Annotated in this window: 30 protein-coding genes and 2 tRNA genes; 20 read left to right on the forward strand and 12 right to left on the reverse strand. The window is 70.7% G+C overall.

Annotated elements, in window-relative coordinates; translation table 11 throughout:
• Positions 1-56 precede the first annotated feature (56 nt).
• The gene (locus tag ACTEI_RS06600; protein WP_145830803.1) at positions 57-386 is read right to left on the reverse strand and encodes a hypothetical protein; all 330 of its coding nucleotides are present in this window, start codon (positions 384-386) and stop codon (positions 57-59) included.
• 258 nt (positions 387-644) lie between these two features.
• Between ACTEI_RS06600 and ACTEI_RS06605 the strand changes: the two genes are divergently transcribed.
• The 4 genes from ACTEI_RS06605 (at position 645) to ACTEI_RS06615 (ending at position 2,820) form a co-directional block, all read left to right on the forward strand.
• Positions 645-717: transfer RNA gene (locus tag ACTEI_RS06605), tRNA-Asn, on the forward strand.
• A 518-nt stretch (positions 718-1,235) separates the two neighbouring features.
• Positions 1,236-2,498 carry an NAD(P)/FAD-dependent oxidoreductase gene (locus ACTEI_RS06610; RefSeq protein ID WP_122976825.1) on the forward strand — a complete coding sequence of 421 codons (1,263 nt, stop codon included), beginning with the start codon at positions 1,236-1,238 and terminating at the stop codon, positions 2,496-2,498.
• A 24-nt stretch (positions 2,499-2,522) separates the two neighbouring features.
• On the forward strand, positions 2,523-2,696 hold the full coding sequence (locus ACTEI_RS36775; protein WP_164465861.1) for a hypothetical protein: 174 nt from the start codon (positions 2,523-2,525) through the stop codon (positions 2,694-2,696).
• Between the two features lie 47 nt (positions 2,697-2,743).
• Positions 2,744-2,820: transfer RNA gene (locus ACTEI_RS06615), tRNA-Ile, on the forward strand.
• A 70-nt stretch (positions 2,821-2,890) separates the two neighbouring features.
• Here the strand turns inward: ACTEI_RS06615 and ACTEI_RS06620 are convergent.
• Positions 2,891-4,063, reverse strand: a complete 1,173-nt coding sequence (locus ACTEI_RS06620; RefSeq protein WP_122976826.1) for a tyrosine-type recombinase/integrase — start codon at positions 4,061-4,063, stop codon at positions 2,891-2,893.
• Positions 4,060-4,614, reverse strand: coding sequence for a hypothetical protein (locus ACTEI_RS06625; protein WP_122976827.1), 555 nt, complete (start codon positions 4,612-4,614; stop codon positions 4,060-4,062). The genes ACTEI_RS06620 and ACTEI_RS06625 overlap by 4 nt, the downstream gene beginning before the upstream one ends.
• Before the next feature lie 135 nt (positions 4,615-4,749).
• Between ACTEI_RS06625 and ACTEI_RS06630 the strand changes: the two genes are divergently transcribed.
• The 15 genes from ACTEI_RS06630 to ACTEI_RS06695 all read left to right on the forward strand — a co-directional run bounded on the left by ACTEI_RS06630 (position 4,750) and on the right by ACTEI_RS06695 (position 17,117).
• Complete coding sequence (locus ACTEI_RS06630) at positions 4,750-4,944, forward strand: excisionase family DNA-binding protein (RefSeq protein WP_239082651.1); 195 nt, start codon at positions 4,750-4,752, stop codon at positions 4,942-4,944.
• A 1-nt stretch (position 4,945) separates the two neighbouring features.
• Entirely contained in the window at positions 4,946-5,206 is a 261-nt protein-coding gene (locus ACTEI_RS06635; protein ID WP_122976829.1) for a hypothetical protein, read from the forward strand.
• Positions 5,203-7,926 (forward strand): DUF3987 domain-containing protein, encoded by a 2,724-nt coding sequence (locus ACTEI_RS06640; protein ID WP_145830804.1) that lies wholly within the window; start codon positions 5,203-5,205, stop codon positions 7,924-7,926. The genes ACTEI_RS06635 and ACTEI_RS06640 overlap by 4 nt, the downstream gene beginning before the upstream one ends.
• A 104-nt stretch (positions 7,927-8,030) precedes the next feature.
• Positions 8,031-8,492, forward strand: a complete 462-nt coding sequence (locus ACTEI_RS36780; RefSeq protein ID WP_145830805.1) for a hypothetical protein — start codon at positions 8,031-8,033, stop codon at positions 8,490-8,492.
• A complete protein-coding gene (locus ACTEI_RS06650; RefSeq protein ID WP_122976832.1) occupies positions 8,489-8,833 on the forward strand; it encodes a hypothetical protein in 345 nt (114 codons plus the stop codon). The genes ACTEI_RS36780 and ACTEI_RS06650 overlap by 4 nt, the downstream gene beginning before the upstream one ends.
• A complete protein-coding gene (locus ACTEI_RS06655) occupies positions 8,830-9,213 on the forward strand; it encodes a DUF7715 family protein (protein ID WP_122976833.1) in 384 nt (127 codons plus the stop codon). The genes ACTEI_RS06650 and ACTEI_RS06655 overlap by 4 nt, the downstream gene beginning before the upstream one ends.
• Positions 9,214-9,544: 331 nt before the next feature.
• Positions 9,545-9,739 (forward strand): hypothetical protein, encoded by a 195-nt coding sequence (locus ACTEI_RS37705; protein ID WP_203723792.1) that lies wholly within the window; start codon positions 9,545-9,547, stop codon positions 9,737-9,739.
• The gene (locus ACTEI_RS06665; RefSeq protein WP_122976834.1) at positions 9,736-9,981 is read left to right on the forward strand and encodes a hypothetical protein; all 246 of its coding nucleotides are present in this window, start codon (positions 9,736-9,738) and stop codon (positions 9,979-9,981) included. The genes ACTEI_RS37705 and ACTEI_RS06665 overlap by 4 nt, the downstream gene beginning before the upstream one ends.
• Complete coding sequence (locus ACTEI_RS06670) at positions 9,978-10,232, forward strand: hypothetical protein (RefSeq protein WP_145830806.1); 255 nt, start codon at positions 9,978-9,980, stop codon at positions 10,230-10,232. The genes ACTEI_RS06665 and ACTEI_RS06670 overlap by 4 nt, the downstream gene beginning before the upstream one ends.
• A 262-nt stretch (positions 10,233-10,494) precedes the next feature.
• Positions 10,495-10,926: a helix-turn-helix domain-containing protein gene (locus ACTEI_RS06680; RefSeq protein ID WP_122976837.1), complete on the forward strand. Its 432-nt coding sequence runs from the start codon at positions 10,495-10,497 to the stop codon at positions 10,924-10,926.
• Positions 10,923-11,735 carry a hypothetical protein gene (locus tag ACTEI_RS06685; protein ID WP_122976838.1) on the forward strand — a complete coding sequence of 271 codons (813 nt, stop codon included), beginning with the start codon at positions 10,923-10,925 and terminating at the stop codon, positions 11,733-11,735. Before ACTEI_RS06680 ends, ACTEI_RS06685 begins: the two co-directional genes overlap by 4 nt.
• 17 nt (positions 11,736-11,752) lie before the next feature.
• The gene (locus tag ACTEI_RS06690) at positions 11,753-12,472 is read left to right on the forward strand and encodes a hypothetical protein (protein ID WP_122976839.1); all 720 of its coding nucleotides are present in this window, start codon (positions 11,753-11,755) and stop codon (positions 12,470-12,472) included.
• A gap of 16 nt (positions 12,473-12,488) precedes the next feature.
• Positions 12,489-12,692, forward strand: coding sequence for a hypothetical protein (locus ACTEI_RS36785; RefSeq protein WP_145830808.1), 204 nt, complete (start codon positions 12,489-12,491; stop codon positions 12,690-12,692).
• Between the two features lie 13 nt (positions 12,693-12,705).
• On the forward strand, positions 12,706-12,870 hold the full coding sequence (locus tag ACTEI_RS36790; protein ID WP_164465862.1) for a hypothetical protein: 165 nt from the start codon (positions 12,706-12,708) through the stop codon (positions 12,868-12,870).
• A 29-nt stretch (positions 12,871-12,899) separates the two neighbouring features.
• Positions 12,900-17,117 (forward strand): phage tail tape measure protein, encoded by a 4,218-nt coding sequence (locus ACTEI_RS06695; protein ID WP_145830809.1) that lies wholly within the window; start codon positions 12,900-12,902, stop codon positions 17,115-17,117.
• Positions 17,118-17,598: 481 nt separating this feature from the next.
• Here the strand turns inward: ACTEI_RS06695 and ACTEI_RS06700 are convergent, their stop codons facing one another.
• The 3 genes from ACTEI_RS06700 to ACTEI_RS36795 are packed head-to-tail and all read right to left on the reverse strand — an operon-like array spanning position 17,599 to position 18,427.
• Positions 17,599-17,982, reverse strand: coding sequence for a hypothetical protein (locus ACTEI_RS06700; protein WP_145830810.1), 384 nt, complete (start codon positions 17,980-17,982; stop codon positions 17,599-17,601).
• Positions 17,979-18,272 carry a hypothetical protein gene (locus ACTEI_RS06705; protein ID WP_122976842.1) on the reverse strand — a complete coding sequence of 98 codons (294 nt, stop codon included), beginning with the start codon at positions 18,270-18,272 and terminating at the stop codon, positions 17,979-17,981. Before ACTEI_RS06705 ends, ACTEI_RS06700 begins: the two co-directional genes overlap by 4 nt.
• A complete protein-coding gene (locus ACTEI_RS36795) occupies positions 18,269-18,427 on the reverse strand; it encodes a hypothetical protein (protein WP_164465863.1) in 159 nt (52 codons plus the stop codon). The genes ACTEI_RS06705 and ACTEI_RS36795 overlap by 4 nt, the downstream gene beginning before the upstream one ends.
• A gap of 334 nt (positions 18,428-18,761) precedes the next feature.
• Between ACTEI_RS36795 and ACTEI_RS06710 the strand changes: the two genes are divergently transcribed.
• Positions 18,762-19,976: a helix-turn-helix domain-containing protein gene (locus ACTEI_RS06710; RefSeq protein ID WP_122976843.1), complete on the forward strand. Its 1,215-nt coding sequence runs from the start codon at positions 18,762-18,764 to the stop codon at positions 19,974-19,976.
• 659 nt (positions 19,977-20,635) lie between these two features.
• On the opposite strand, the gene ACTEI_RS06720 is transcribed toward ACTEI_RS06710, so the two are convergent.
• The 6 genes from ACTEI_RS06720 to ACTEI_RS06750 form a co-directional block, all read right to left on the reverse strand.
• The gene (locus tag ACTEI_RS06720; protein WP_122976845.1) at positions 20,636-21,184 is read right to left on the reverse strand and encodes a DUF6907 domain-containing protein; all 549 of its coding nucleotides are present in this window, start codon (positions 21,182-21,184) and stop codon (positions 20,636-20,638) included.
• Positions 21,181-21,513 (reverse strand): DUF6907 domain-containing protein, encoded by a 333-nt coding sequence (locus ACTEI_RS06725; RefSeq protein WP_122976846.1) that lies wholly within the window; start codon positions 21,511-21,513, stop codon positions 21,181-21,183. The genes ACTEI_RS06720 and ACTEI_RS06725 overlap by 4 nt, the downstream gene beginning before the upstream one ends.
• 585 nt (positions 21,514-22,098) lie before the next feature.
• On the reverse strand, positions 22,099-22,752 hold the full coding sequence (locus ACTEI_RS06730; protein ID WP_122976847.1) for a DUF6907 domain-containing protein: 654 nt from the start codon (positions 22,750-22,752) through the stop codon (positions 22,099-22,101).
• 255 nt (positions 22,753-23,007) lie between these two features.
• On the reverse strand, positions 23,008-23,268 hold the full coding sequence (locus ACTEI_RS06740) for a hypothetical protein (RefSeq protein WP_145830811.1): 261 nt from the start codon (positions 23,266-23,268) through the stop codon (positions 23,008-23,010).
• Positions 23,243-23,761, reverse strand: a complete 519-nt coding sequence (locus ACTEI_RS06745) for a hypothetical protein (protein ID WP_122976849.1) — start codon at positions 23,759-23,761, stop codon at positions 23,243-23,245. Before ACTEI_RS06745 ends, ACTEI_RS06740 begins: the two co-directional genes overlap by 26 nt.
• A 148-nt stretch (positions 23,762-23,909) precedes the next feature.
• Positions 23,910-25,298 (reverse strand): Wadjet anti-phage system protein JetD domain-containing protein, encoded by a 1,389-nt coding sequence (locus ACTEI_RS06750; protein ID WP_239082222.1) that lies wholly within the window; start codon positions 25,296-25,298, stop codon positions 23,910-23,912.

The following is a 25,298-nucleotide window of genomic DNA, read 5'->3' on the forward strand; positions in this document are numbered from 1 at the left end:
CCGTGTGCTGCCGGTGAAGCCGGCGGAACGCCCGCCGGCTTGGTCACCGGTCCGCTCTAGAGGGTGCCGCCGGGGCCCTTGGTGCCGGAGAGGGTGTCCGTCGGGGCCAGCAGCTCGTCGGTGCGGTCGGTGCCGGTGGTGCCGCTGGTGCTGCTGGAGGTCGTGCCGAGCTTCTCACCGAGCTTGGACGACTGCAGCTTGTCCTTGCCCTCGGTGTAGAGCTTGTTCGCCTGGGCCTGGGCCACGCCGGCGGCCTCCTGGACCGTCGGGTGCTCCCAGAGCTTCTGGGCGTTCGCCCGGATCTCCTCGTACTTCTCGCGACCGGCCCGGCTGCCCAGGACGAAGCCCGCCGCGAGACCGCCGAGGAACATGAGCTTTCCGCGCATGATGGCGGCTCCTTCCGTTTCGTGACACACGTGCGTCTGCGGGGCTGCATACCCATCCTGCCGCGCCGGTACTCCCTCCATCCCGGTTTCCCGCCTGTTGCCGTACCGGGACACCCCGATCCCGCGACGCCACACCCGCCACGGGGATACCCCTTCGCGCGGAGCCCGGGTGGTCGTGTAATCTCTTCTCCGTCGCCAGGGAAACCGGGCGACACAACGAAGCAGCACCGCAGGATCAGCACAGCAAGACCAGCACGATCCCCTGTAGCTCAATTGGCAGAGCAGCCGGCTGTTAACCGGCAGGTTATTGGTTCGAGTCCAATCGGGGGAGCTCAACTTCGAGGCCCGCTCACGCGGGCCTTCGTCGTTTTTCGGCGCGGGTCCGCCACCTTCTTTCCTTGTACGCGGTCTCTCCTGGTACGCGATGCGTGAGCGATGTCACGTCGCCGGGTCGTGGGGGCCGGTTCCTGGGGCCGGCGTGGTGTGACGGCGCGCGCTTCCCCGAGGAGCGGGCCGTCGATCGCCGGGCGGGCGGGTTCGGGGCGGTCGGCGTCGCGCCTGTGCGCCGTCATGCCGTCGCGCCGTTGCGTCCATGCGCCGTCATGCCGTCGCGCCTGTGCGCCGTCATGCCGTCGCTCCCGTGGCGCCGTGGGCGGTGGCGAGCGGAGCTGGGGCGGGCGTGGCAGCATCGGGTGCGAGCGGGGCGCGTAACCGCGGGCGGGACCGGGCAGTCGTACCGGGAACCGGTCTTGATCTTGGGGTTTTCCCGGCCCATGGCTCTTTCGGCTCCTTGGCCCGAAGTGCGCGGTTACGCTGAGGCTCGCGCTGTTCGCTCTCAGTGAGGTGGTTATGTCGCAGCCGGTTGCCGTGGACGTCGTCATCGTCGGCGGCGGGCTCGCCGGCCTGTCCGCCGCCCGCCGACTGGACCGCGCCGGTGTGGAGTGGCTGCTCGTCGAGGGTTCCGACCGGCTCGGCGGACGCGTGGCGACCGAGGTGCTCGACGGCTGGCGGATGGATCGCGGCTTCCAGGTGCTGAACACCGCCTACCCCCGGTTGCCCGCCCTGGTCGACGTGGACGCGCTGGAAATGCGGTATTTCACGTCGGGCGTGCTGGTGCGCCGCGGCGGTGGCCTGCACCGGCTGGAGAACCCGCTGCGCGAGCCGCTCGCCACCCCGCAGACCCTGATGTCCGGGATCGGCTCGCTCACCGACCGCCTCAAATTCGCCGCGCTGGCCACCCGGTGCGCCACCACGGCTCCGGAGAAACTGCTGGCCGCGCCGGAGACCACCACCCAGGAGATGCTCCGCAAGGCGGGCCTGTCGCACCGGATCATCGAGGAGGCGCTGCGACCGTTCTTCTCCGGCGTCTTCGCCGACCGGTCGCTGGAAACCTCCAGCCACGTCACCGCGATGGTGCTGCGCTCGTTCGCCCGCGGCCGGATCGGGGTGCCGGCCGCCGGGATGGCCGCGCTGCCCGCCGCGGTGGCGGGGCCGCTGCCGTTTCCGCAGCTGCTGATCGGCGCCCGCACCCTGAGCATCGGCCCCGGCATCGTGGTCACCGAGGGCGGCGAGATCCGCTGCCGCGCGGTGATCGTCGCCACCGACCCGGTGAGCGCCGTCGGCCTGCTCCCGCAGCTGCCGAAACCCGACATGCACGGCCTGACCACGTTCTACTTCGGCGCCGACCACGCGCCGATCGACGAGCCGATCCTGCTGCTCGACGGCGACCGGCGGGAGATCATCGCCAACACCGTGGTGCTCAGCAACGCCGCCCCGGAGTACGCCCCCGGCGGCCGCAGCCTGATCGCCGCATCCGTGGTCGGCGTGTCCGCCCCGTCCAGCGCCTCCGAAGCGGTGATCCGCGTCGAGCTGGCCCGGATGTACGGCGAGCCGACCGACGACTGGGACCTGCTCAACGTGATCAGCATCCCGAACGCGCTGCCCGCGGCCCCGGTCCCGCAGGCCCGGCTGCGCAAACCGGTCGCCCTCGGCGACGGCCTGTTCGTCGCCGGCGACCACCGCGACAGCCCCTCCATCCAGGGCGCGATGGCCGGTGGCTGGCGCACCGCCGGAGCCGTCCTGGCGTCCCTCGGCGCCCGGGCCGCAGTCTGAACGCATTCACCCGGAGGAGACGGCATGAGCGACCTCAACCCGGAGAACTTCGCCGAGTTCACCACCCAGGACGGCCCCGGCTGCCCGAGCGTCGGCGACGACGATCCGCCACCGGCGGACGACCCGCAGCCGCCCGACATGGTGTCGGACCCCCGCTTCCCGATCATTTTGGTGCCACAGACGCTGGTGGAGCGATAGATCGCTAGCTCCCGGACCGGGGAGCGGGATAGGATCGCCGCCGGTACGGGGCGGTAGCTCAGTGGGTTAGAGCAGGGGACTCATAATCCCTCGGTCGCGGGTTCGAGTCCCGCCCGCCCCACCACGATCTTCCTGCGGCGACTCTACAACGGGCCGAAGCGCATTGGGAAGACCGTTGCAGTTCCCGTTGCAATTTAGTCCCACAGTCGCCCTCCGATGCGGTCCGCAGCCACTCGGGAGACCTCCGGCGCGACGTGCGAGTACGTACCGAGCGTGAGGGAGATCTGCGAGTGGCCGAGGAGCTCCATGACCACGCGGGCAGGTACACCCTCGGCCAGTAGGAGGCTCGCCGAGGTGTGCCGGGCATCGTGAAGCCGCGCGTCGCGGACGCCAGCCGCGGCCAGCAGGTCCTTCCAGTCCTGCCAATCCCGCCGCGGGTCGAGCGGTCGACCGTTGACCTGAGCGAAGACCAGGCCGCGCAGCTGCTGCCCGCCGATGGTGGGTACCGCGTCATCCCACAGCTCTCCAGCAGTCTCTCGCTCGGCGTCCTGCATAGACCGGTGCTCCCGCAGCGCGTCGACGAGCTGTGCCGGTAGCGCTATCGTCCGCCGCCCTGCCCGAGACTTCGGCTCGACCAGCACGAGGCCGCGGCCTGCCAGGCGCTGCAACTGCCACCGCACGCGCAACGTGCCAGCGTCAAGGTCGACGTAATCCCACATGAGGCCGAGCGCCTCCCCTTGCCGTAGACCGAGAGCGAGTGCGACGGACCAGCGAGCAGCGTTCCGACGGCCGCGAGCAACGTCCAGGATCGCCCGAGCGTCCTCGCCCGACAGCGGCTGCACCTCTTCGCGGCTCACGCTCGGCGCGTCGACAAGCGTGCACACGTTCCGCGCGATCCGCTCCCGCTGCATGGCGACCTTCAGCGCCCGGCTCAGGATGCGGTGCATCTGCAGGATGGTCGCCGGCGCGAGGCCCTTGCGTGAGCAGGCGGCGTAGAACCGCTCCAAGTGCTCGGGCTGCAGGCGGTCGAGCCGATGCTCACCAAGTCCCGGGATGAGGTGCGTGGTGACCTTGGAGTGGTAGCCCTGCAGCGTAGAGGGGCGCACCTTCTGCTCGGCGATGTTCTCCAGCCAGTACGTCAGCCACTCGGCGACCGTCGGGACCTTGCCGACCGTCATGACGCTGCCCGCATCGCGCTTCTTCTCCAGCGCGACCACCTTTGCCGTGACGGCCTTCTCTGTCGCGGCCTGGACGTGGCGCCGGTCGGTCTTGCCGTTGTCCTTGACGCCCATCGTCACGTATCCGTGCCAGCGGCCATCTTTGCCCAGGAAGATCGAGCTGCGGCCGTTAGCCTTCCGTCCGCTCATCCCTGCCGCCCCTGGCGCGCGGGCGGCAGGTAGCCGCGCAGGCGAGCCTCTCTGATCCACGAGTGCACGGTGGCCGACTTGACTCCCCATTCGGCGGCGATGGCCGCGGCCGGACTAGGAACGGCCGGTGCCCACGCCTCGTAATGCTTGGCGACCAGCTGGGAGAACTGCTCCGCGCTCATGCCGGCTTCCCGGCGCAGCGGCGGCAAGTCTTTAAGGGCGGCGGCGAGGTCGCCTTCCCAGTAGCTCCGTGTCAGATTGTTGCTGTTCTCCATCCGTGCGACCGGGACCTTACGCAAGGTCTCGCCCTTGATCGCACTGGTGGCGTCTCCGAGGAGCAGCAGGCCGGTTAGCACCTTCCGCCCCGAGGGCGACTCCGAGAAGCGGGAGAAAACGGCGGCGTCGTCGAGCAGGCGCCCCCGGTGCCTTCCCGACCACTCTCCGCCGAAGAGTTCACCGAGGGCCTCCTCGATGTGCCTGATCGACAGCGTTCCCTCGGGGATTTTCGTGTGCGGATCGTAGTCGAGCCGTACTTTTCGGTCCTCAGCCATGGGTGAACGGTAGGTGTCTGCCGGTTCGTCAGTCAACCAGCTGAGACTGTCATGAGTCAGCAGATACTTGCGTGGATCGGCAGACTGTGTTGCCATGGTCGCGTCCAATGAATCTGCTGACTCATGGGAGATGTCGTGTCCAGGTCATTGCTGCTGACTGTCGAAGAAGGCGCCAAGCAAGCGAGTATCAGCCGCGCGAAGATGTTTGCCCTGATCAAGGCGGGCGAGGTGAGGTCCATCAAGATCGGGCGCTCACGTCGGATTCCGGCCATCGCGCTTGAGGAGTACGTCAACCGCCTGCTGCAGGAGCAGAGCCGGGCGGCTGCCTGAGATGGCCACCGACGACAACGCCCGCCCCGCGGCGAACGGGACGGGCGAGAAGCAGGCCGGGCAGCCTGAGTCGATCGTAACCGACGTGCGGGCTGCCGAGCGGTCTCGCCGATCCCGGCGCTGGGCCCGGCGCGAACTGGACGAGCTGCTGGACGTCCCCGAGCCGGAGATCCACGCGGTGGACTACTCCGGGATGGGCTTCGACCTCGGCGTATCCGAGCGCACCGTGGCGGGGCGCGCGCTGCGGGAGCGTGCTGCGTGACCGATCACCCATCCGTCGACCCCATCCGCGATGTGGTCCTGCCGAGGCTCGCCGCGGTCCGGAAGTCCGCCGGCGGCTACATGGCCCAGTGCCCCGCGCACGAGGACGGCACGGCGAGCCTCTCGGTGGCGGCCGGACGCGACCAGCCGGTGCTCCTGCACTGCTTCGCCGGATGCCACCCGGACGACATCCTCGCCGCGCTCGGGCTGACGGCCGCGGACGTCTGCGCGCCCCGGGAGAGCCAGCCCGTCGACACCTGGCTGCCGTGCGGGCACGTCAAGGTCGCCGAGTACCGGTATCGCGACCAGGACGGCGCGCTGGTGTTCGCCGTCGCCCGCTGCGACCGCAAGGGCATCGACTGCCAGGGGTTCCGGCAGTGGCGTCCGGACGAGACCAAGCGCAGCGGGAAGACCTGGACGCGGAAGCTTCCCGACGGCAGCCGGGTCGGTGAGGGCCTGCCGTACCGGCTGCCTGAGCTGCTTGCCGCCGACCGGTCGCACGCGGTGTGGGTCGTGGAGGGAGAAAAGGACGCTGACCGGCTGACGGCCATGGGTCTCGTCGCCACCTGCAACCCCGAGGGCGCAGGGAAGTGGACCGAGCAGCACGCCGCCTGGCTCGCCGACCGCATCGTCATCATCGTGGCCGACCGGGACCAGCCCGGCGTCGACCACGCTCAGAAGGTCGCGCGGACCCTGCGAGGGGTTGCCCGGTCGGTGGAGATCGTGCAGTCGCGCACCGCCGGCAAGGGCGCCGACATCAGCGACCACCTCGACGCCGGCCACGGCCTGGGCGACGTCGTGCCGTTCGAGCCGTCCAGCGGGCATGTGGAGCCGCCCGCGCCCGCCGCCGCGTCGTCCGAAGTTGCGGCCGGCGGGTGGGATGACCCGTTGCCGCTGGGCTGGCAGACCCGCCTTCCCGCCTTCCCGCTCGACGCGCTGCCCGGGCTGGTTGGCCGGTATGCCGCCGCGCTGTCGGTCGAGACGCAGACGCCGCCGGACCTGGCCGGCGCGGTCGTGCTCGGCACCCTGGCCGCGTGCATCGGCGGCCGGGTGCGCGTGCTGATCCGCCGCGGCTGGGCGGAGCCGACGAACACCTACACCGTGCCGGTGCTCGCTCCGGGTTCCCGCAAGTCCGCCGTCGTGGCGGCCTGCGAGGCGCCACTCGACAACGCGGAGAAGATCCTGCTCGAAGAGATGGCCGAGCCGATCCGGAACGCCGCCATCGAGCGTGACATCCGCGAGCGGTACGCCGACCAGCTCAAGACGAAGGCCGGCAAGAGCCCGGACCCGATTGCGATCATGGAGGCCCAGGAAGCGGCCCGGGTCGCCGCGGAGATCGAGGTGCCCGCCTGGCCACGGCTGCTCACCGACGACGCCACGCCGGAGCAGCTGGTCAAGCTGATGGCCGACCAGGGCGGCCGGATCGCCGCGATCACCGCCGAGGCGGGCGTCTTCGACAACTTCGCCGGCCGGTACACCGCGCGGATCAACCTGGAGCCGCTCCTGAAGGCGCACGCCGGGGACTCGATCAGGGTGGACCGCAGGTTCCGCGATCCCGAGCGCGTCGACCGGCCCGCCTTGACGATGATCGCCACCATTCAGCCGTACGCCCTGCGGGACATGGTGAGCCGGCCGGAATTCGGCGGCCGGGGCCTGCTCGCTCGGGTGCTCTGGTGCCTGCCGGCGGACGTGGTCGGCTACCGGGATGAGAACGCCCCGCCGGTGCCGGAGCAGCTGAACGCGGCGTACCGGGCGTTCGTTGAGGATCTGGCCCTCACGATGGCCCGGCGAGACAGCGAGGTGCTGCTGTCGCTGAGCGAGCAGGCGTACAAGGTGCTCATCGAGTACCTGCGCCAGGTCGAGACCATGCTGCGCCCGGACGGTCCGCTCGGCGCCTCACGGCTCATCAAGGACTGGGGGTCGAAGCTGGTCGGCGCGGTTGCCCGGATCTCGGGCGCGCTGCACACCGCCGGCGTCGACGGCGCCCTGGATCAGCCGATCAGCGAGGAGACGATGAGCGCCGCGGTCCGGCTCGGCGAGTACTTCCGGGCGCACGCCATGGCCGCGCTCAGCCCAGCCGAGGACAAGCGGGTCGACGCCGGTCGCAAGGTGCTCGACGTGGCGGTCGCCAAGACGATGCACAGCTTCACCATGCGGGAACTGATGCGCCGCGTCCCCCGGGCGCTACAGAACGCCGAGGAACTGGCCAAGATTCTGGACTACCTCTCGGAGCTGGGCTGGACCCGCAAGGCGGGCAAGGGCTGGGAGCTCCACCCGCGCGCGGAGGACATGCTCCGAAGTGCTGACAGCGCTGACAGTGCTGACGACAGGGATGTTTTCCCAGGCCAGAGCGATTCCGCATCTGTCAGCAATGCTGCTGACACTGCTGACACCTCGGTCGGACCGGCGGAGGGCGTCAGCACTGTCAGCACCGGTGCTGACAGTCGGTTGGTGGGGTTCGGAGGTGCTCTGAGCAGCACGAACGCGCCGAGCGTCAGCACTGTCAGCAGTGTCAGCACTGTTGTCGCCCCTGTCGCCCCGGCGGGCGACAGCAGGGGCGACAACCTGTCGCTCTCCTCCACCAGCGGAAACACGGGATCTGTCGCCCCTGTCGCCCCTGTCGCCCCGATCGACTGGCCCGCTGACGACGACACCTGCCCCGACTGCGGATGGGGCTACGAGACCGTGGCGCATCACCGCACCTGCGAGGTGGCGCCGTGAGTGAACCGCGTCCACCGCGTCCCACCGCGTCCCAACCCCGTCCCGGACGTGGTTGTCCGACCGCGTCCACCGCGTCCCCCTCTATAGGGGACGCGGTCGCGGACGTGGTTTCGGGACGCGGTCAGGAAGAGAACCCCGTCCCGGACGCGGTCGGCCCGGACGCCCGCCCCCGAGGAGGAGTCGAGGAGCACGACTGGGAGGCCCGGCTGCAGGCCGCCGTCGCAGAGACCCTGCGCAAGCGGGAGGAGCAGCGGGCGACCCGGCAGGAGTTCGCCGAGCGGCGCCGGCACGGGCTCGCCGCACGACACCAGCAGAAGCTCGCCCGCAGCAGCCCCCGGGGAAGCCGTGGGACACAGCGCGGCCGAGGAGCAGCAGGAGGAGACATGCCCCAACCAACCCGCACGATCACCCTCGACGTCAGCGCGCTCAGCGCGGTGGACCTGAAGAACCTCGCGCACGTCGCCGGGCGGGCCGCCGGCTCGACCGCCATCGGCACGTCAGCGGTCGCCGCGCTCGGCCAGCTCGCACGCGACGCCGCCCGGCTCGCCCGGGAGGTGACGGCATGAGCAGCGTGCGGCAGTGCGCCATCTGCGGCACCGACGAGGCGGAGACCTGGACCCCCGTGGTCCTGCTGGAGACGCTCAGGATGCGGTGCACGGTGCTCAACGACGCGGACGTACCGCCCATCCCCGCCGGGCTCTACTGGCTCTGCCCGCCGTGCGAGAGCTGGCGGCCCGAGGCGCGCACGGCGCCACTCCCCGCGCGCGTCATGGCCACGGTCAACGCCACGGCCGCCCTCATCGAGAAGCCGGACACCCGGCACCTGTTCCACACCGAACAGGTCGGCGCGTACCGGCACTTCGCCCGGCAGCTCCAGGCCATCAACTACCAGAAGGGCAAGCCGTGAAGGCACTGATCGCAACCCATCGGACTCAGGGCAACGGCACACGCGACTTCACCTTCTGCGTGCCCGGCGAGCTGGTCTACCTCGGCGCCGTCTGCGACCGGGACGCACGGGATCCGGACAGCCCCGGAGCCTGCGGCTGTGCTCGCGCGTTCACCGGACTCAACAGCGGCAAGGCCACGACCACCGCCGAGGTCGGCGAGGTGCCGCTGTCGACGGAGGACTACCGCGAGGCCGTGCGGTCGAGCCTGGAGCGCGCCGGGTGGACGTCGCTCGGTGTCGACCCCGAGGAGATCGTGGCCGAGCTGATCGAGATCGCCGCGCAGCATCCGGTCGGCACGGTGCTCGGACGGCGAGTCGACGACGTCATGGTCCGCGACTGACCAACTCAAGGGTCACTATCGGTAACTGAACACGGAGAGTGGTGGACCGGGCGGGTATGGGGGGTAATCCCCATATCCCCTGGTCAAGCGGTACCGCCGGGAGGTGGATCCCTGGCCGCGACCCCTGAATCAAGTCGACCTATCAACGGAGAGTAACTGTGAGTGAGAAGCCTTCCCGCCCGTCGGGCTCCGTGAGCCAGGCCGGCGTCTCTGGGATTCGATCACCGGCGACTACGACCTTGACGAGCACGAGCTGGCGCTGCTGCGCGAGGCCGTCCGCACCGTCGACCTTCTCGAAGAGCTGGAGGAGCGCGTCCGGGCCGACGGCGCGGTGATCTCCTCGCCGCAGGGGCTCAAGGCGCACCCGGCCGCGGTCGAGGCCCGCCAGCAGCGCATCGCCTTGGCGCGCCTCATGGTGGCGTTGCGGATGCCCGCGGGTGACGAGGGCGACCAGGCGCAGGGCCGCCGGCCGCAGCGGCGCACCGGCGTCAGAGGCTTCTACGGCATTCGAGGCGGTGTCGCGTGAGGCGCCGGGACGCGGCCCCGCTGAACGCCGATGGCGTGCCGGCGTGGCTGCCGGTGTTCGAGCCGTCCCGCTGGACCGATCCAGCCGACCGGCCGCCTGCGGACTGGGGTTTCGGCTCGGCGATGTGGCGCGCGATCCGCGGCCATGAGCGCTGGGCGGACGCCGGCCGGGAGTGGCTGGCCGAGCGTGGCCGCCGCGCGGAGTGGTACGCGCTGACGCGGCCCCGGGTGGTGGCCCGGTGAGGCGCCGGGAGAAGTCGCGCCCGGGCGGGGAGCGTTTGAAGCCGCCGCGCTGGATCGTGCATCGCGTCGTGGGCCTGATGCACTTCGGCGGGCGTGACGCTGAGGGCGCCCTGGTCCTCGGCGACGAGACCCGCGAACGGCTCCAGAGCGCCCGCGACGAGTGGTGCCGTGACAACGGCTGCTGGCGGCCCGGCCCCTCGTGCGCGGAGGCGGGCGAGCAGCCGTGCGCCGGCCGTCGGGCGGCGTCGTGAGGCGCCGGGAGCCGGTTGTCGAGCGGCGCGAGGGCAAGGCGCCGCCGCTGTGGATCCGGCAGACGCTCCAGGCTCTGGCCGAGTATCACCGCCGTCATCGGACCGCGCGCAAGGGCTCCACCGCCATTCCGGAGGGCTTCACGCAGTGGTGGCGGGCCGAGCGTGACGCCTGGTGCCGGGAGCACGGGTGCCACCGTCCCGGCAAGTCCTGTGAGCAGATTCCGCCCATGGGCAAGGACTGCGGCGCCCGTGGGGCCGCGCGGTGAGCCGGGTGCCGCGGCCGCCGGCCGCCTACGTCCACGGTCTCGATGGCCCGACCGTGGTGGTCCCGGGGCGGATCGCCGCCCTGCTGGTCAAGCGCGCCCGCCTGGACGAACTGCGGCTGACACTCCGCGGCATCGATGGCGAGCTGGACAGCGTGCTGGAGGCCATCGTCTTGGCCGGTGCTGCCTGGCGTCGCCACCGCACCGGTTCCGATCACGGTACTGACCTGGAGAAACGCCCCGATCATGGGTCAGATTCGGTGCTGACGACGGCGGATGCCGCGGCGCTGCTGAGCATGAGCGACCGCGGGGTCCGGCGGGCCATCACCGATGGTCGTCTGCCGGCTCAGCGCGCCGGTGACGTGTGGCTGATCAACCGCGAGGACGTCGAGCACTTCCGCTCGGCACGAGGCAACGGAGAGAGCGAGTGACCAACCAGGAGGAGAGCCCCGTCGCGGGCGAGGACTCACGGGCCCGTGAGGTCGCCGCCGAGAACCTGCTCACCGCGGTGGCCCGCTACACCGCTGACGACGGCCCGGTGGACCTGCTCGGCCCCGTCGATGATCTGCTGGCCGCCGTGGCGGGTGCCGCGTCCGAAGAGGCCGTTGTCGCCGTGCTGGACGCGGTGTCCGCGATACCGCAGCGGTTCTGGAGCCACGCCTTCGTCGGGGACCGGCCGGACATCGCCCGGACGATGGCCGCCGGCCTGATCGGTGGCCTGCGCACCGCCCTGTACGCCGTCGTGCGCCCCTTCGACCGGCAGCGGGACCTGCTGGCCGCAGAGCAGGCCGTGACCGAGCTGGAGCAGGCCGAGGCGCAGGCCCGGGAGCAGCTGGAAGCCGCGGTGCAGCGCGGTGACATCGCGGCGGTGATGTCGCTGCGGGCCGACGCCGAGATCACCATCCCCGACCAGCTCGCCACCGCCCGGGCGAAGCTGATGGGCCTGCAGGCCGAGGCCGCCGAGGTGCGGCTGGAGCAGGCCGAACAGGACTTCGGCCGGAGCGTCGACCGGGCCGGCAAGGCCAAGGCCGCCGTCGAGGCGGCGCTGGCCGAGGTGCACCGGCTGACCGCCGCGGCCGCCGAAGCCGAGCAGGCCGCCCGTGACGCGATCGGCGTCCGTGACGCGCTGCGCGCCGACGCATCGCGCCGCCGCGCGCAGCTGCAGGAGCACCAGGCCCACCACGCCCGCCAGAGGCAGGACCGCATTCGCCAGCTCGCCGGTCTCACCCCGACCGCCTGACCACGAGGAGACCCCGCGTGCTCACCGCCCCGATCGCTGCCGCTCGCGAGCGCATCGCCATCGCCGCGACCGCTGACAGCATCCTTCTTGCCCTGGCCGCCGGCCAGGACCAGGTCCGCGCCGAGAACCTGACCGACGACAACGCGCCCGCCGTGTGGTCCGCCCTTGCCGCGCGGCTCAAGGGCTACCGTGGCGGCGCATACGCCCGCCGCGCCGATGCCGGCCTGCTCGACCTTCACGCCCGCCTGGAGCGCCTGCTGGCCGGCGTGCGCGCCGCTGGAGAGCGCGGCGACCTGGGCGACGCCATCGACCGGTACCGCCAGATCCGCAACGCCCAGCACGCCCTCACCGTGGCCGCGGCCGGCCGTCAGGGCGAGGTGGAGCTTTCAGAGGTCCCGATGCGGATCTACGTCGGGCAGCTGCTCCGGATCGCCGGCACGATCGCCAACATCGACGAGGTGTGGCCGGACTGGCGCAACCAGCTGCGCGGCGGCCGCTACGTCATGCCGCCGTGGGAGACCACCGGCAACCAGCCGTTCGACATCGCCGCGACCGCCACCAACCTGCGCTGGCTGGCCAGCGACACCGTTCGGGCGTGGGTGCCGACCCTGGCGCAGGCCGTCCGCGCGGTCGCCGAGCAGACCAACGCCGAAGAGGCGCGTCACGTCGGCGCAACCGGAGTGCACGTCGGCGCCTCCGAGCCCCGGCCGGTACATCACCGCATCTCGGACCTGTGATCGAGAGGACCACACCATGACCGCCTGCGCCCGCTGTGGCCACGACCCGGCCGCCACCTCCCCGCCTCGCACGTCACCGACCTCCGGCCGGGCTGCCGCTCTTGAGGAGGTCCGGCGCCGCTTCGGAGACGCCTCCGTCCCCGCCGAGCCGCAGACCGCTCAGGAGCGTGCGCTGGCCCGCTTGCGCCGCCTGGGCGTCACCCCGAACACCGCGAACTGAACGGAGCTCTTCCATGTCGAACTGCCCGCACTGCGGCCAGGACACCACCGCCGAGCCGGCCGCCCCCGCCCGAACTGTCGCCGCCGGTGAGCAGCTGTACCGGCAGCGCAAGAAGGGCGCCCGGATCCTCTCGGGCGGCGAGAGCACCGAATCCGACCTCGGTCCCGCCAGCGCCTGACGCGTGAAGATCGATAAGGAGTAGCGCCTGTGGCTCGAACCGTGACCGTCAAGATCGGTGCGGACACCGCTGACTTCCGGGGCAAGCTGCGCGAGGCCGGCCGGGCGGTCCGGGACTTCCGCGGCGAGATGGAACGGGCGGCCCGCGGCGGGCACCTGGACTCGATCGCCGACAGCGCGGCGCGTATGGGGGTGGCGGGCGTCGGCGCGTTCGGCGTCGTGATCGCCAGCTCGGCGAAGTTCCAGAAAGCCATGTCGGGCGTCTCGGCCGCCACGCACGCTTCCGCCCGCGACATGCAGATGTTGCGCGATGCGGCGTTGGAGGCCGGCAAGGCGACGAGCTACAGCGCCACCGATGCCGCGGCCGCGGAGACCGAGCTGGCCAAGGCCGGTGTCTCCGTCCGCGACATCATCAACGGCGGCCTCAGCGGCGCGCTGTCGTTGGCGGCGGCCGGTCAGATGGACGTCGCCGAGGCGGCCGAGACCGCGGCCAGCGCGCTCACCCAGTTCAAACTCAAGGGCTCCGACGTCCCCCACATCGCGGATCTGCTGGCGGCCGGCGCCGGCAAGGCTCAGGGGTCGGTGCACGACCTGGGCGCCGCGCTGAACCAAGCCGGGTTGGTCAGCGCGCAGATGGGCCTGTCCGTCGAGGACACTACCGGCACACTGGCTGCATTCGCCTCGGCCGGCCTGATGGGCTCGGATGCGGGAACCAGCCTCAAGACCGCCATGCTCATGCTGGCCAACCCGACCGACAAGGCCCGCTCGCTGATGGAAGAGCTGGGCATCCAGGTCTACGACGCGTCCGGGAAGTTCGTCGGCGTTACGAAGCTGGCCGGTTCGCTGAAGTCGCAGCTCGGCACCCTCACCCAGGAGCAGCGCAACAGCGCGCTGGCCACCATCTTCGGATCGGACGCGATCCGGGCTGCATCGGTGCTGTACGAGCAGGGTGCGTCCGGCATCCAGACCTGGATCGACAAGGTCGACGACCAGGGCTATGCGGCGGACACCGCAGCCCGTCAGACCGACAACCTGATCGGCGACATCGAGCGCCTCAAGGGCTCGCTGGAGACCATGGCGATCGAGAGCGGGTCCGGGGCGAACGGTGGCCTGCGGATGCTCGCCCAGGGCGCCAACGCGGTCGTCGACAGATTCGCCGAGCTGCCGCCCGCGGTCGGCGAGACCATCACGATCATGGCCGGCCTGACCGGCGCGCTCATGCTCGGCGGCGCCGGCTGGGTGAAGATGCGCCGCTCGAACGCCGAGGCGCTGGCGGAGTTGCGCGCCACCGGTCCCGCCGGGGCGAAGGCCGCGGCCGGCCTGCAGCGGGCTGCCGGCGCGGCTGGGAAGGCCGCCGGCGCGTTCGCCCTCTTGCAGATCGCGGACATGGCCATCGCGGCGAACATGTCGGACCTGAATCCGCAGGTCGATGCGCTGACGGTCGGCCTGGGCCAGTACGCGCAGACGGGCAAGGCCACCGGCGAGATGGCCCGGCTGCTGGGCGGCGACCTCGGCAAGCTGGACGGCCAGTTCCAGCTGCTCGCCAACACCGACAGCGCTCGCGCGAAGTGGGCTGTCGGACTCCAGGGGGGCCTGGAGTCCGTCTCGTCGGCGCTGGCGAAATCCGACTCCAGCCTCAGCACCACCCGGGAACGCGTAACCGCGCTGGACCAGTCGCTGGCGCAAATGGTGCAGGGTGGCCAGACGGACGCGGCGAAGCGCGCCTTCGCCGAACTAGCCCACCAGCTCGCCGTCAACGGCGTTTCGATGGACGAGTTCAAGAAGCAGTTCCCGCAGTACGCGGCGGCGCTCCAGGTCTCCAACTCGGCCACCGCCGACGCGACCACGAAGACCGGCGAGCTGGGCGGCGCACTGCAGTCCGGCGCCGGTGACCAGAAGGAGTACGCGACCGCCACCGACGCGTCCGCCGCGGCGGTGCGCGGCCAGCGGGACGCCCTCGACGACCTCTCCAAGCAGCTGCGCGCCGAAGCGGATCCCGTTTTCGGGCTGCTCGAAGCGCAGGACAAGCTGGCGGCGGCTCAGGACGCGGTCGCGAAGGCGACGAAGGAGCACGGGAAAAAGAGCTCCGAGGCGAAGCAGGCCACCCGCGACCTTGCTGTGGCGGCGCTCGACCTGCAGGGCAAGGTGGGAGCGCTCGGCGGGACCTTCAAGGGGCAGATGACCCCGGAGCTGCGGGCGACGCTGCGGGCGGCCGGGCTGAGCGAGAAGCAGATCAAGAACCTTGCCGGCCAGTTCCGTGAGGCGAAGAAGGACGGCGACAAGTTCTCGAAGAATTACCGCGCCGAGGTCCAGCTGACCGGGTACAGCGCCGCTGCCGGCCAGATGGACAAGTTGTTGGTCTACCAGCACGCGCTGCGTAAGGGCATCCCGGTCAGCGCCGCGCAGTCGGCGTACGACAAGAACTCTCGCAAGGAGTTCCACGCTGGCGGCTGGACGGGCCCGGGCGGCAAGTACGAGCCGGCCGGCGTGGTGCACGCCGACGAGTTCGTGATCCGCAAGGAGGCCCGGCAGAAGATCGAGGCCGCGAATCCGGGCCTGCTCGACGAGATGAACGCGACCGGCCAGGTCCGCGGGTACGCGACCGGCGGCCTGGTTCTGCCGTTCCCGGCCAGCGTGGCCGGCGCCCGGATCCCGTCGCGCGCCGAGGTGGCGAAGGCGGTCGGCCCGGTGTTCGACCGGGACTGGCCGTCCAGCCCGGGAGCCCAGCGCGGTGACTCCGGGGTCTGGCACAAGATCGTCCAGCTCATCAAGTCGACCGGCCCGTTGTCCGGCGAGTTTGGGAACGCGTTCCGTCCCGGCGACCCGAAGTGGCACGGATCCGGGCGCGCGGTCGACTGGATGGGCTACGAGCAGGACGCCCTCGCGTCGTTCCTCGCCAGCAAGAGGCCGCTGGAGCTGATCCACCGCACCAAGAGCAGGGACTACGCGTACTCCCGCGGCGTCAACAAGGGCAGCTTCGACGCCGCGTTGATGGAGGCGCACCGCAACCACATCCACGTCGCGATGGCCAACGGGGGCGTGATCAACGAGCACGTCATCGGCTACGGCAAGTCGGGCGCGACGTACGAGTTCGGCGAGGCCGGCCCGGAGCGGGTGACCCCGCTGCGCGGCTACGCCTCCGGCGGCCTGGTCAACGTGGCCCCGTCGACCACCACGCCGACCGGCTTCCGACCGACGGGCACCCGCCTGGACTACCTGGAGTCGCTTCTGGCGGCCCGGAGCGCGGTGCAGGCGCTCTCAGCGGCGTTGAAGGAGAACGGCCGCACCTGGTCAACGGCGACGGCGAAGGGGCGCGACAATCGCAGTGCCCTGATCGCCGGGGTCCGGGCGGCCCAGCAGGCGGCCGAGGCGAAGTACGCCGAGACCGGGTCGGTGAAGGCCGCGAACCGGGTCTACGACGACTACATCAAGCAGCTCGACCGGGCGCTCAAGGCGATGGGGGTCAACGCCAAGCAGCGCCGGGCGTTGATCAAGACGTACAGCGAGAAGCCGAAGTACGACCTGCCGGAGACGGCGCCGCGGGCCCCGTCGAACAGCTCGGGCCGGGTCCGGTCGATCACCGACCAGATCGCCGCGGAGGAGGCCATCTCCAATGCCAAGACCGCGTTCGCCTGGACGAAGCCGACCTTCTCGACGAAGACGAAGACCGGCCAGGCCGAGCTGACCCAGCTGTTCGCCTACCTGTCGGCGGCCGAGCAGGCGGCGCAGAGCCTGTACGCCGAGGGCGGCAACGCCAAGGCTGCGACCAACCTCTACAACTCGTACCTGGCCCAGCTCCGGACGATCCTGGGCCGGTCGGGGATGACCCGGGCGCAGATCGACTCGCTGCTCAAGACGTACGGCCGGATCACGTTGTCGCGCAACGCGCTGGGCGGTGTCTACGAGCGGGCCGGTGGTGGGCTGCGGGAGGCGCAGATCGCGGCCGGCGGCCCGACCCGGTACGCCTGGGCGGAGGAGTCTACCGGCGGCGAGGCGTTCATCCCGCGGCTCGGTGACCGCTCCCGGTCGCTGGCGATCTGGCAGCACGTCGGCGAGCGCTGGCTGAACCAGCCCGTCTGGCGTCCCGGCTCGGCCGGCGGCGGGCAGGCGGCGGCCCGCAACATCACGGTGCAGGCAACCATCCCGATCACTCTCGGAGCCGAGACGATCACCCGCCAGGTGCGGATCGAGGTTGACACCGTGCTCGGCGAGGTCGCGGCCGCCACCGTCTACCAGACCGCCGGATAGGAGGGGTGGAAGCTTCCCGGGTCCGGGAAGCTTCTGCGGCCGGGTGGAACTCGGCGTTCGCGGCAGTGGGAGGGGTCGCGCTGTGCATCTGTCCTCTGCATCGGCGAGGGCGGCAGACCGGCGGCATCAGGCCGGCGCGGCGCGACCCCGCGACCCTGCAGCTCAGTCCAGGGTCGCGCCCGGTCGCGTTGCCGCGACCCGCGACCCTTCCGCGACCTCTCCCGCGACGGCTTGATGCCGCCCTGATCAGCGATGTCACCGATGACGGTGACAACAGCGGTAGCGGCTCGCCGAGGTCTCCAGCGGCGTCCTGAGCGCCGACCTGGGCCGCTGCAGGACCGCCCCGCTACCGCTGTTCGACGGCGTTTCCGCAGGCCGCCCCAGTAGCGGCTGACCTTACGGTGCCGCTACTGGCCGACCGCCCCGCTATCGCCGGTAGCCCGGCCGGCCGGACGCCGCCGTGGCGCCCGCGGCGGATGGTTCAGCGCAGGCCCCGCCGGATCGCCGAGTAGAGCTGCTCCTCCTTCGCCTCCTCCTCGGCGTGCAGCGCCTCGATCACAGCGATCCGCGCCTCCAACTCCGCGACGCTCGGCCCCCACGCCACCACCCTGCGGGCGATCCCGCCCTGCGGCAGCCGGCGCAGGTCGTCACAGCCGACCATCCACCAGCCGGGCCGCCACGCGGCGAACCCGGCCGGCCTCTCCCAGCCCCGGCCGTAGTTCGGACCCAGCCAGCTCGCGCACCAGCCGGGGTGTGCGGCATCCAGGCTCTCGCACATGGCCAGCGCGCCGGCCGGCCACCCGGTGCGCCGGGCGACCACAATCCGACTACGGCGGCGCAGCGCCACGCCCTCCAGTGCGGTCATCGGGAACTCGTCCGGGTGGCCGGCCGGCGCGCCGCGGGCGTGCGGGCGTTGCGGGCCCGTGGGTCAGGAGCCTTGCCGACCGGCCGCAGTCCGGCGGGCTGCACGAAGATGGTCCGGCGGTCCACGGCGTCGCCGGTGGCCGCGTTCAGCTCGTACCCGTCGAGCCATACCCAGCCCTCGTACGTGGTCCAGTTCAGCACCCGGATGACCCGGAACAGGATCGGGTGCGTGGCGAACTGCACGCTCGCCGCCCGCGTCACGTGGATGACGTCACCGGTCCGGAGCATCAGCCTCGCCTCCCGGCCGGGTCGGGCACGTCCTGGGCAACGATCCGGCGCACCGCGGCGTTCCGCTCGGCGGCCTGGGCGCGTTCAGCGTCCCGCCAGGCGCGGGCGGCGGCGGCCCGGCGGCGGTAGAGCAGGTGGCGCGCGATCTCTGTGAGCATCCGTCCTCCCCAGGTAGCGGGGTGGCGGCCGGGTGTGGAAAAACGGGATCCCGGCCGCCACGCTGGAGGGGCGGCGACGAGACCGGTGCATTTCCCACGATCTCGATGGATGGCCGCGCCGCCGCCCAGGGACGGCGACGGGCTCAACCGCTCACGACGCTGGACGTGCCCGCCGCCGCCGATCCGATCGTGCTGCCCGTGTCGGCGCTTGTGAGTCATGCCGCTGTTGACACCAGGTGACAACTCCGGTCGTCCGGTTGAGCGACGAGGGGCAGCGCAGGAAGGCTGAGCAGCCCTACGGTGGGGAGAGCAGCGCTTCGGGGGGTGTCGACGGGTGTTGACAGGTGTTGACAACGAGAGCGGGTCGCCCGGCGCGACGCTGCGACGCTTGAGGGAAGCGGCCGGGTACTCGCTCGCCGGGCTCGCCAAGCGGGCCGGCATGGATCGCACTCTGATTAGCAAGCTGGAGACCGGTGATCGGATCCTGCGGCCGCACCACGCCGAGGCTCTCGACAAGGCGCTGGGTGCCGACGGGGCCCTCCAGACGCTCGTCGAGGGGGAAGGAGGAGGCGCGATGCAGCGACGTGCGATGCTGTGGATGATCAGCGCTGCCGCCAGCGTCACCGCGACGACTGGCCGGGTCACCCTGGACGAGCTGCTCCGGTTCGGGCTGCTTGATGCGATCGAGCAGCCGGAGGACTGGGACGCCACGATCGCTGAGATGCAGCGCCGCCTGGTGCTCGCGCCGGACGCCGAGTTCGGGGCGAGCATCGGGGCGAAGCTGCTCATGGTCCGGCAGGCCATCGCCGACAAGGGTGGTGTGGAGGATGTGCGGGCCGCCGCCATGTTGAGCCTGCTCTATGGCCTCTGGCAGGGCAACCAGGGCCGTTTCCCGGCGGCCCTCGATTGGTATCGAACCGCTTCCGCTCTGGCCCGCAAGTCGGGCGACCCTGCGATCGAGACCTACGTGCTTGGCCGCGCCGCGTCCCGCGGCGTGTACGAGGGCATGAGCCGTGAACAGGTCGTCGGCATCGCCGAGCGGGCCCTGGCCGTAACGAAGACGCCGACGCTCGGCCTGCTGGAGGCGCGCTCGGCGTTGGCCGGCGTGGCGGCCATGACCGGCGACGTCGATGGCGGCCGCGCCGCGGTGCGGGCGATGCGGGAGCTCGCCGACCAGCTGCCCGACGATGGTCCGACTGGGCCGGTGGCTCGGACCGCGAATTTCCACATCTTCGTGGAGTCCCGTGTCGGCGGCACGCAGAGCGCCGAACGGGCTCGGGATGAGACGGAGGCGGTGCTGGCCAAGACCCCGTTGTGGCTGGCCGAGTCCCGGATCTACTACGCGCTGTCGGTGGCGCGGGCCGGCTACGTCCGCGGCGCAGCCACCCTGGCGCTGGAAGCGATCCGTACCGTCCCCTGGAATGTCCACACCTTGGCGATGGCCGCAGCGGATGTGCTGACGGCGGTTCCGCGGGACGATCGCAGCGATGAGGTGATGGAGCTCCGTCGGTTCGCCGAGCCGGCGCCGAGACCGTGGGAGACGCTGTGATCAAGCCGAAGCACCACGCCCCGCAGACCGCCGCAGAACATGAGGCCGACATCGCCCGAGTCCGCCAGCTGCAGGCGGCCGCCCACCCTGACCATCAGCCGTGGGCGGCTTGCGGAGTCACTACCGGAGGGGCGTGTCCGGTGTGCGGCGCGGTCGTCGCAGCGGTGAATGCGGAGCCGCTGGACTTCGAGCTCCGGGACAGTGTGATGGTGCCGAGGACAGTGGTACATGTGATGTTGCCCTGCGGGCACAGCGTCATCCGCGATACCACCTCTGGCACGTAAGCGCCCGAGCCGGCGGCCGGGTTCATCGACGGGTTCACTACCACTGAACCCGTCGGTGACCGGGGCGTTGAACCCGTTGACCCCGGGCCCCTGGCCGGGGGAGGGGAGGGGTTCTGGATCTTGCCGCGTGGGCACGCTGGGTCACTTCGCACGGTGCGCACCGTCCACACCAGCGCTTCGCACGGCGATCCACAGGGGCCCTATGCAGGAACCGGCCGCACCCGATCGCACGGTGTACACCGTGTGCACGGGCCGGCGCCGGTTACTCCCCGTCGCCATCGCTGGGAGTAGCCAGTACCGACGCCAGGGGCACCCACACCGCGGGTACCCCTCCAGCGCCAGCCTCCAGGCAGGGCACCGGCGTTACGCCGGTCCCTACCTCCGGCGCCCGTCCGCCTGGTCGGCGAGCTGCTGGAGCAGCTCGGCCAGCTGACGCATCGCGTCCGGCGTCAGCTCGACGTCCTCGGCGAGCCGGCGCACCTCGAGGATTCCGACGGTCTCCGCCACGCCCGTCTCCCGGTCGTCGCGGCGCTCCAGCCAGACACCCAGCTCCCGCCGCGTCCCGGCGTACACGTCCGCCACGGGGACCGACTGCGGGAAGCTGGAGTGGCAGCGCTGCTGCCGCCGCTCGCCGCCGTCGTAGTGCTCGGTGCACCACGCGGGGCACCCGTCGGCCGGCGCCGCGTCGCGGTAGCGCACCATCTCGTTGAACCGGAACCGCCACCCGCCGGTCCACTCGTCGTCGCGCTGCGGGGTGAACACGGTCACCTGGTCGGCGTCGGCGAAGATGACCAGACCACGGATGGTCTGCCACCCGTCCTCGGTCATGACCTGCGTGCCGACGCGGAGGAACTGCGCCCGCGTCCAGGGCCCGGCGCCAGGGGTCTCAACCGGGCTGAGCCCCTTCTCGTCGCGGCCGGTCACCGGTTCGCCTCCACGGCCAGGGCGCGCGCCCGCAGGATCATCGAGGCGTACTCGGCGGCCTGCTCGGGAGTCAGCACGCCCTCGACGAACGTGCTCACGCCGACCGGGCCGGCGGTGCCGCTCACGAGGTCGTCGACGCGGGTCACCTCGACGCCGGCGGTCGTCTCGGCGCCACCGATCTCGATACCGCCGAGGATCTGGCCGCGGCCGAAGTGCACCCGCTCGCGCTGCTCGGCCTCCTGCTTGCGGGAGAACGCGGAAGCGTGGTTGGCGACGCACCACGACGGGCAGTCGAGGGTCTTCTGGGTGGGCGTTTCCGTGCTGCGCATATCGTCACTCCTGTCGATGCGCTGGGGCGTTGGGAAGTGAGCGCCGGAACGGCCGATGTGGCGCACTGAGGGCCGGGTCTGCGGTACACCCGGAGCAGTGCGTTTCTGCTGATCAGCCGCCGTCCGGAGCTGCTCTGTTGGCGCACTGGGGCGGCTGGAACCGGCGCACCGGGAGTGCGCCAAGTCGTGCGCGTTGAGTGCGCCAGAAGAAGGGGGTCGGTACTGCCGACACCCTCTTCCGGGAGTCGATCGGAGGCCGGACCGGTGGAGGGAACCGTGGGGATATCCCTGCGGTTGCCGAGCCGGGAGCCTCCGCAGTCACCAGCACCACGGAGGCCGAGCCGGGGGCCTGTGTGGGCCTCTGGCCCACGCAGCTCGGAACGGCCTGGCCGCCGCCGGGTGCGGACACTGTCCGTACCCCCTGGGGTCCACGGGGCTCGGCAACCACCGTCGTTACGACGGTGGTTGGCCGGACCTGCACTGCCGTAACGACGGTGCAGGTCGGCAACCGTTGGCCGGAGCACAATGGTTCCCGCCGCTGGTCCGCCCCAGAGTGGCTGCGGGCCGCCGCCGTGGTGCGGTTGGTCAGCCGTCGATCAGGTCGGCCGCGTGGATCAGCTCGCGGGCGAGCGCCCGGGCCTCCCGTGGCAAGAGGTCGTAGTCCTCCATCTGGATCATCGGGCGCGACAGCTTGCCGACGATCTTGTTGAACGTCCGGACCGCGTTGATCTGAAACACCTCACAGCCGCGCTCGCCGGCTCGTCGCACCGGGACGAATACCTCCTCCGAGGTGCAGTCGCGGAATTCGTCGGAGTCCTGCTCGCTCAGGTGCACGCCGTCGCACCACGACGGGCAGGCCGGCGGGTCGATGAGCTTGCTGGCGGGGGTACGCACGAACGCGTACCCCTTCTCGCCCTCGCCGGGGGCGTCCGCCCGGTGGACACCCTTGTCGCCCTGGTCGCGCTTCTCGGCGTAGAGCCGCGTCGCGACGGCGATGGCGTCGAGGTAGCCGGCCACGTAGCCCTCGCGGACGTCCGGGTTCTCCATGTCGGGCGCGTCGTCGGCGGGGAACAGCCGGTCGAGCACCTGCTCGGTGGTCTCCGGCGTCAGCTCGGCGCGGCGACGCCAGAACAGGAGCATGTTCTCCGCCTGCTCGCGGTCGGCGGGGGCGAAGGGCTTCAGGGCCTTGATGGCCTCGTTGATGACGTTCGGGATTGCGGTGGGGGGTACGGTGCTCACTGGGTCGCCTCCTGGGGCGATCAAGGGCCCGGCCGGTGCTACCAACACCGCGTTTCCGGGCCCGCCTACTTTACGTAGCCGGGGTTCGGCCGTTGCAAACTCAGTTGCGGTATGCCGCGATCCGGTTTCGTCTACCGGCGTCTTCTGACCGCATCTGACCTGCTGATTTGTACTCGGGTGGATCGCGGTGGACGTTCGAAGGGGAAACTCATAATCCCTCGGTCGCGGGTTCGAGTCCCGCCCGCCCCACCTCTTCTACGTGGTCTCTCTTTTCGGCCGGACGGCATCGAAGGCCGGTTCGATGCCTTCGTATAGCGCGTCGCCGTATATCGGACTGTCGGCCAGGCCGCGAAGCTCAATCCTGCCTGCCAGCAGGTCGCGAGCCATCTCGGCGATCTCCGGGCCGGCGAGGCCCGACCGAAGCCGGTCCAGGCTCTCCTTGACCACCCGGCTGACCCTCGGGTCACCCGTCATGGCATCGAGGTCCCGATCAAGGGGTGGCTCGTTCCTCTCCATCGCGCCACTCATGCGCCCGGCCCGACGTACGGCGCCCGGGGGAAGGGATGCTTTCCAAGCTTCCGCCCTGGTACGCGATGTCCATCCTCATGCCGAAGGAGCCGAAGATGGCCATCATCCCGGTGCTGATGACCGCTGAGATATTGCTCGCCAGCGTCACCATGTCAGCCACGATCAGGGCCAGCGCCGCATACCCGGCCAGGCCAGCCCCGGTGGTCATCAGCGCGCCGCTGCCGACGGCGACAACGCCGGCAACGATCGCCTTGTCCACAAGCGCCTGGATCAGATTGCCCAGGTGGGTGGACGATCCCCAAGCCCCGTTCGCCGCCTTGTGGTAGTTCTCCCCGAGATCCGTCAGGGCGAACCGTAGCTCACTGGTCGAACTCGCCAGTGATGTGAAGTAGCCGGCGGCGTCGTCGTTGACGTTGCCGTCCCAGCCCGCGTCCAGGGCCAGGAATCCCTGCTGGACGTTCACGGCGACCTGGTTCCACACACCTGGCCAGGTTGCCGAGCGCGTCGCCGAACTTGTAGACGGCTGCCCAGTCCCCGCAGTGCCGTGAACGAGCCCGCGCAGCGAATGCCGGCAACGCTGGGGACGGCCCCGAACGAAGGCCGCCTGACCGCTCACATCCGGCAAACGATCATGGACAACGCACCAGATCACCATTTTCTATCGCACGTAGCATGCGGGGTAGCTGGGGCACGACCCGTTGGCGGGTTGTCTCCTGTTCACAGCTATCACCGGACATAGCGATGAGCTCGGCCAGAGGGCGGAGCGGCTCGGGGGCCGATGTCGCCATCTTTTCGGCCAGTTCGCGAGCATCGCGACGTTCCTCGTCAGTTCGCTTCCGTTTGACGCCGGTCCGGAAGATCTCGGGATCCATGCCGACAGGCACGACCGAGCGCTCGAGCCGCTCTGCCAGATCGGCGACGATGGCGATGCCGTGGGCGTCAAGGTCACCCCATGCCGCGACATGTTCGGGCGCCAAAGCTCGAACCAGCGTGACGAGGCCGTCTCGGGCGTATCCGCGTCCCCATACGCATAGCCATCTGTCAACGATCTCGGGTATCGCGCACACTCGTTCGAAGTTCGACTTGTTCTCTATGAGAAGAACGCCGCGAGCTCGAGATTCGACGACGCCGAGAGTGCACAGTCCATTGGACGGCAGGCCGATCCACGGAACACTTGTGGCTGCGTCTGCCACGACCTCACCGATCGTCCAGCGAAGCGGGCCGCGGAGAGTCACCTCGGTGTCGATGGGTAGCACAGCCGAGTCCCACGACATTCCTACGAGGTTCGCGAACGCGGCCCGCAACGGCGGCGTCCACTTGGTGTGGGATTCTTGGAAGGCGACCGCGGCCAACTCGGTCGCGTCTACCTGATCCGTGCCGGCATATCTTGAGAACCACGTGCAGGCCGCACGAATCGCGTGGTCGTAGAGGCTCCATCTTTTGGCACCGGATCGTGACCCGGGCGGTACGTCGAGGTCGTCGTTTTCGGGCATGGCCGCCAGCAGAGCACGTTCGTCGGCCATCTGAGGAACGTCTGCCATTCTCTCGAGAAGCGCTTGCCTCGCCGCATAGGGGTCCGGCTGGTCGGTCAGCTGGCGGAGCTGGTCGGCCGCGACTGCGGCCCATGCGGCGGACAGGCGCAGACGGAGGGGTTTGTAGCCGAGCTCGGACGTAACCTCACAGCGAACGACGACGCCACCGCTGCGGAGCAGAGCGACGACGATCTCCCAGGCTGTCTTACCGAGGCGCTTGGTGACGGTCGCCCACTGCTTCTGTCCCTCAATCCGAAGAAGCCAAATCAAATCGCCCGATGGGAAACCGATCGGCGGCTGGAACGGCGGCACTGCGTCCTCGGTGACCAGGTCGACCTGCCGGGGCGCGACTCTCCCTCGCCTATCGCGCGGCACCCGAGGTCCCTCGGGTCCTTTGCGGGGCACGGTCAGCGCCACTACCCCCGAGGGCAGACCCTTGAGAGGTACCACGCGTCGGCCTGCTGCCTCGGTGATCAGCAGTGGCAC

The sequence above is a fragment of the Actinoplanes teichomyceticus ATCC 31121 genome, assembly GCF_003711105.1.
In the GTDB taxonomy this organism is placed as follows: domain Bacteria; phylum Actinomycetota; class Actinomycetes; order Mycobacteriales; family Micromonosporaceae; genus Actinoplanes; species Actinoplanes teichomyceticus.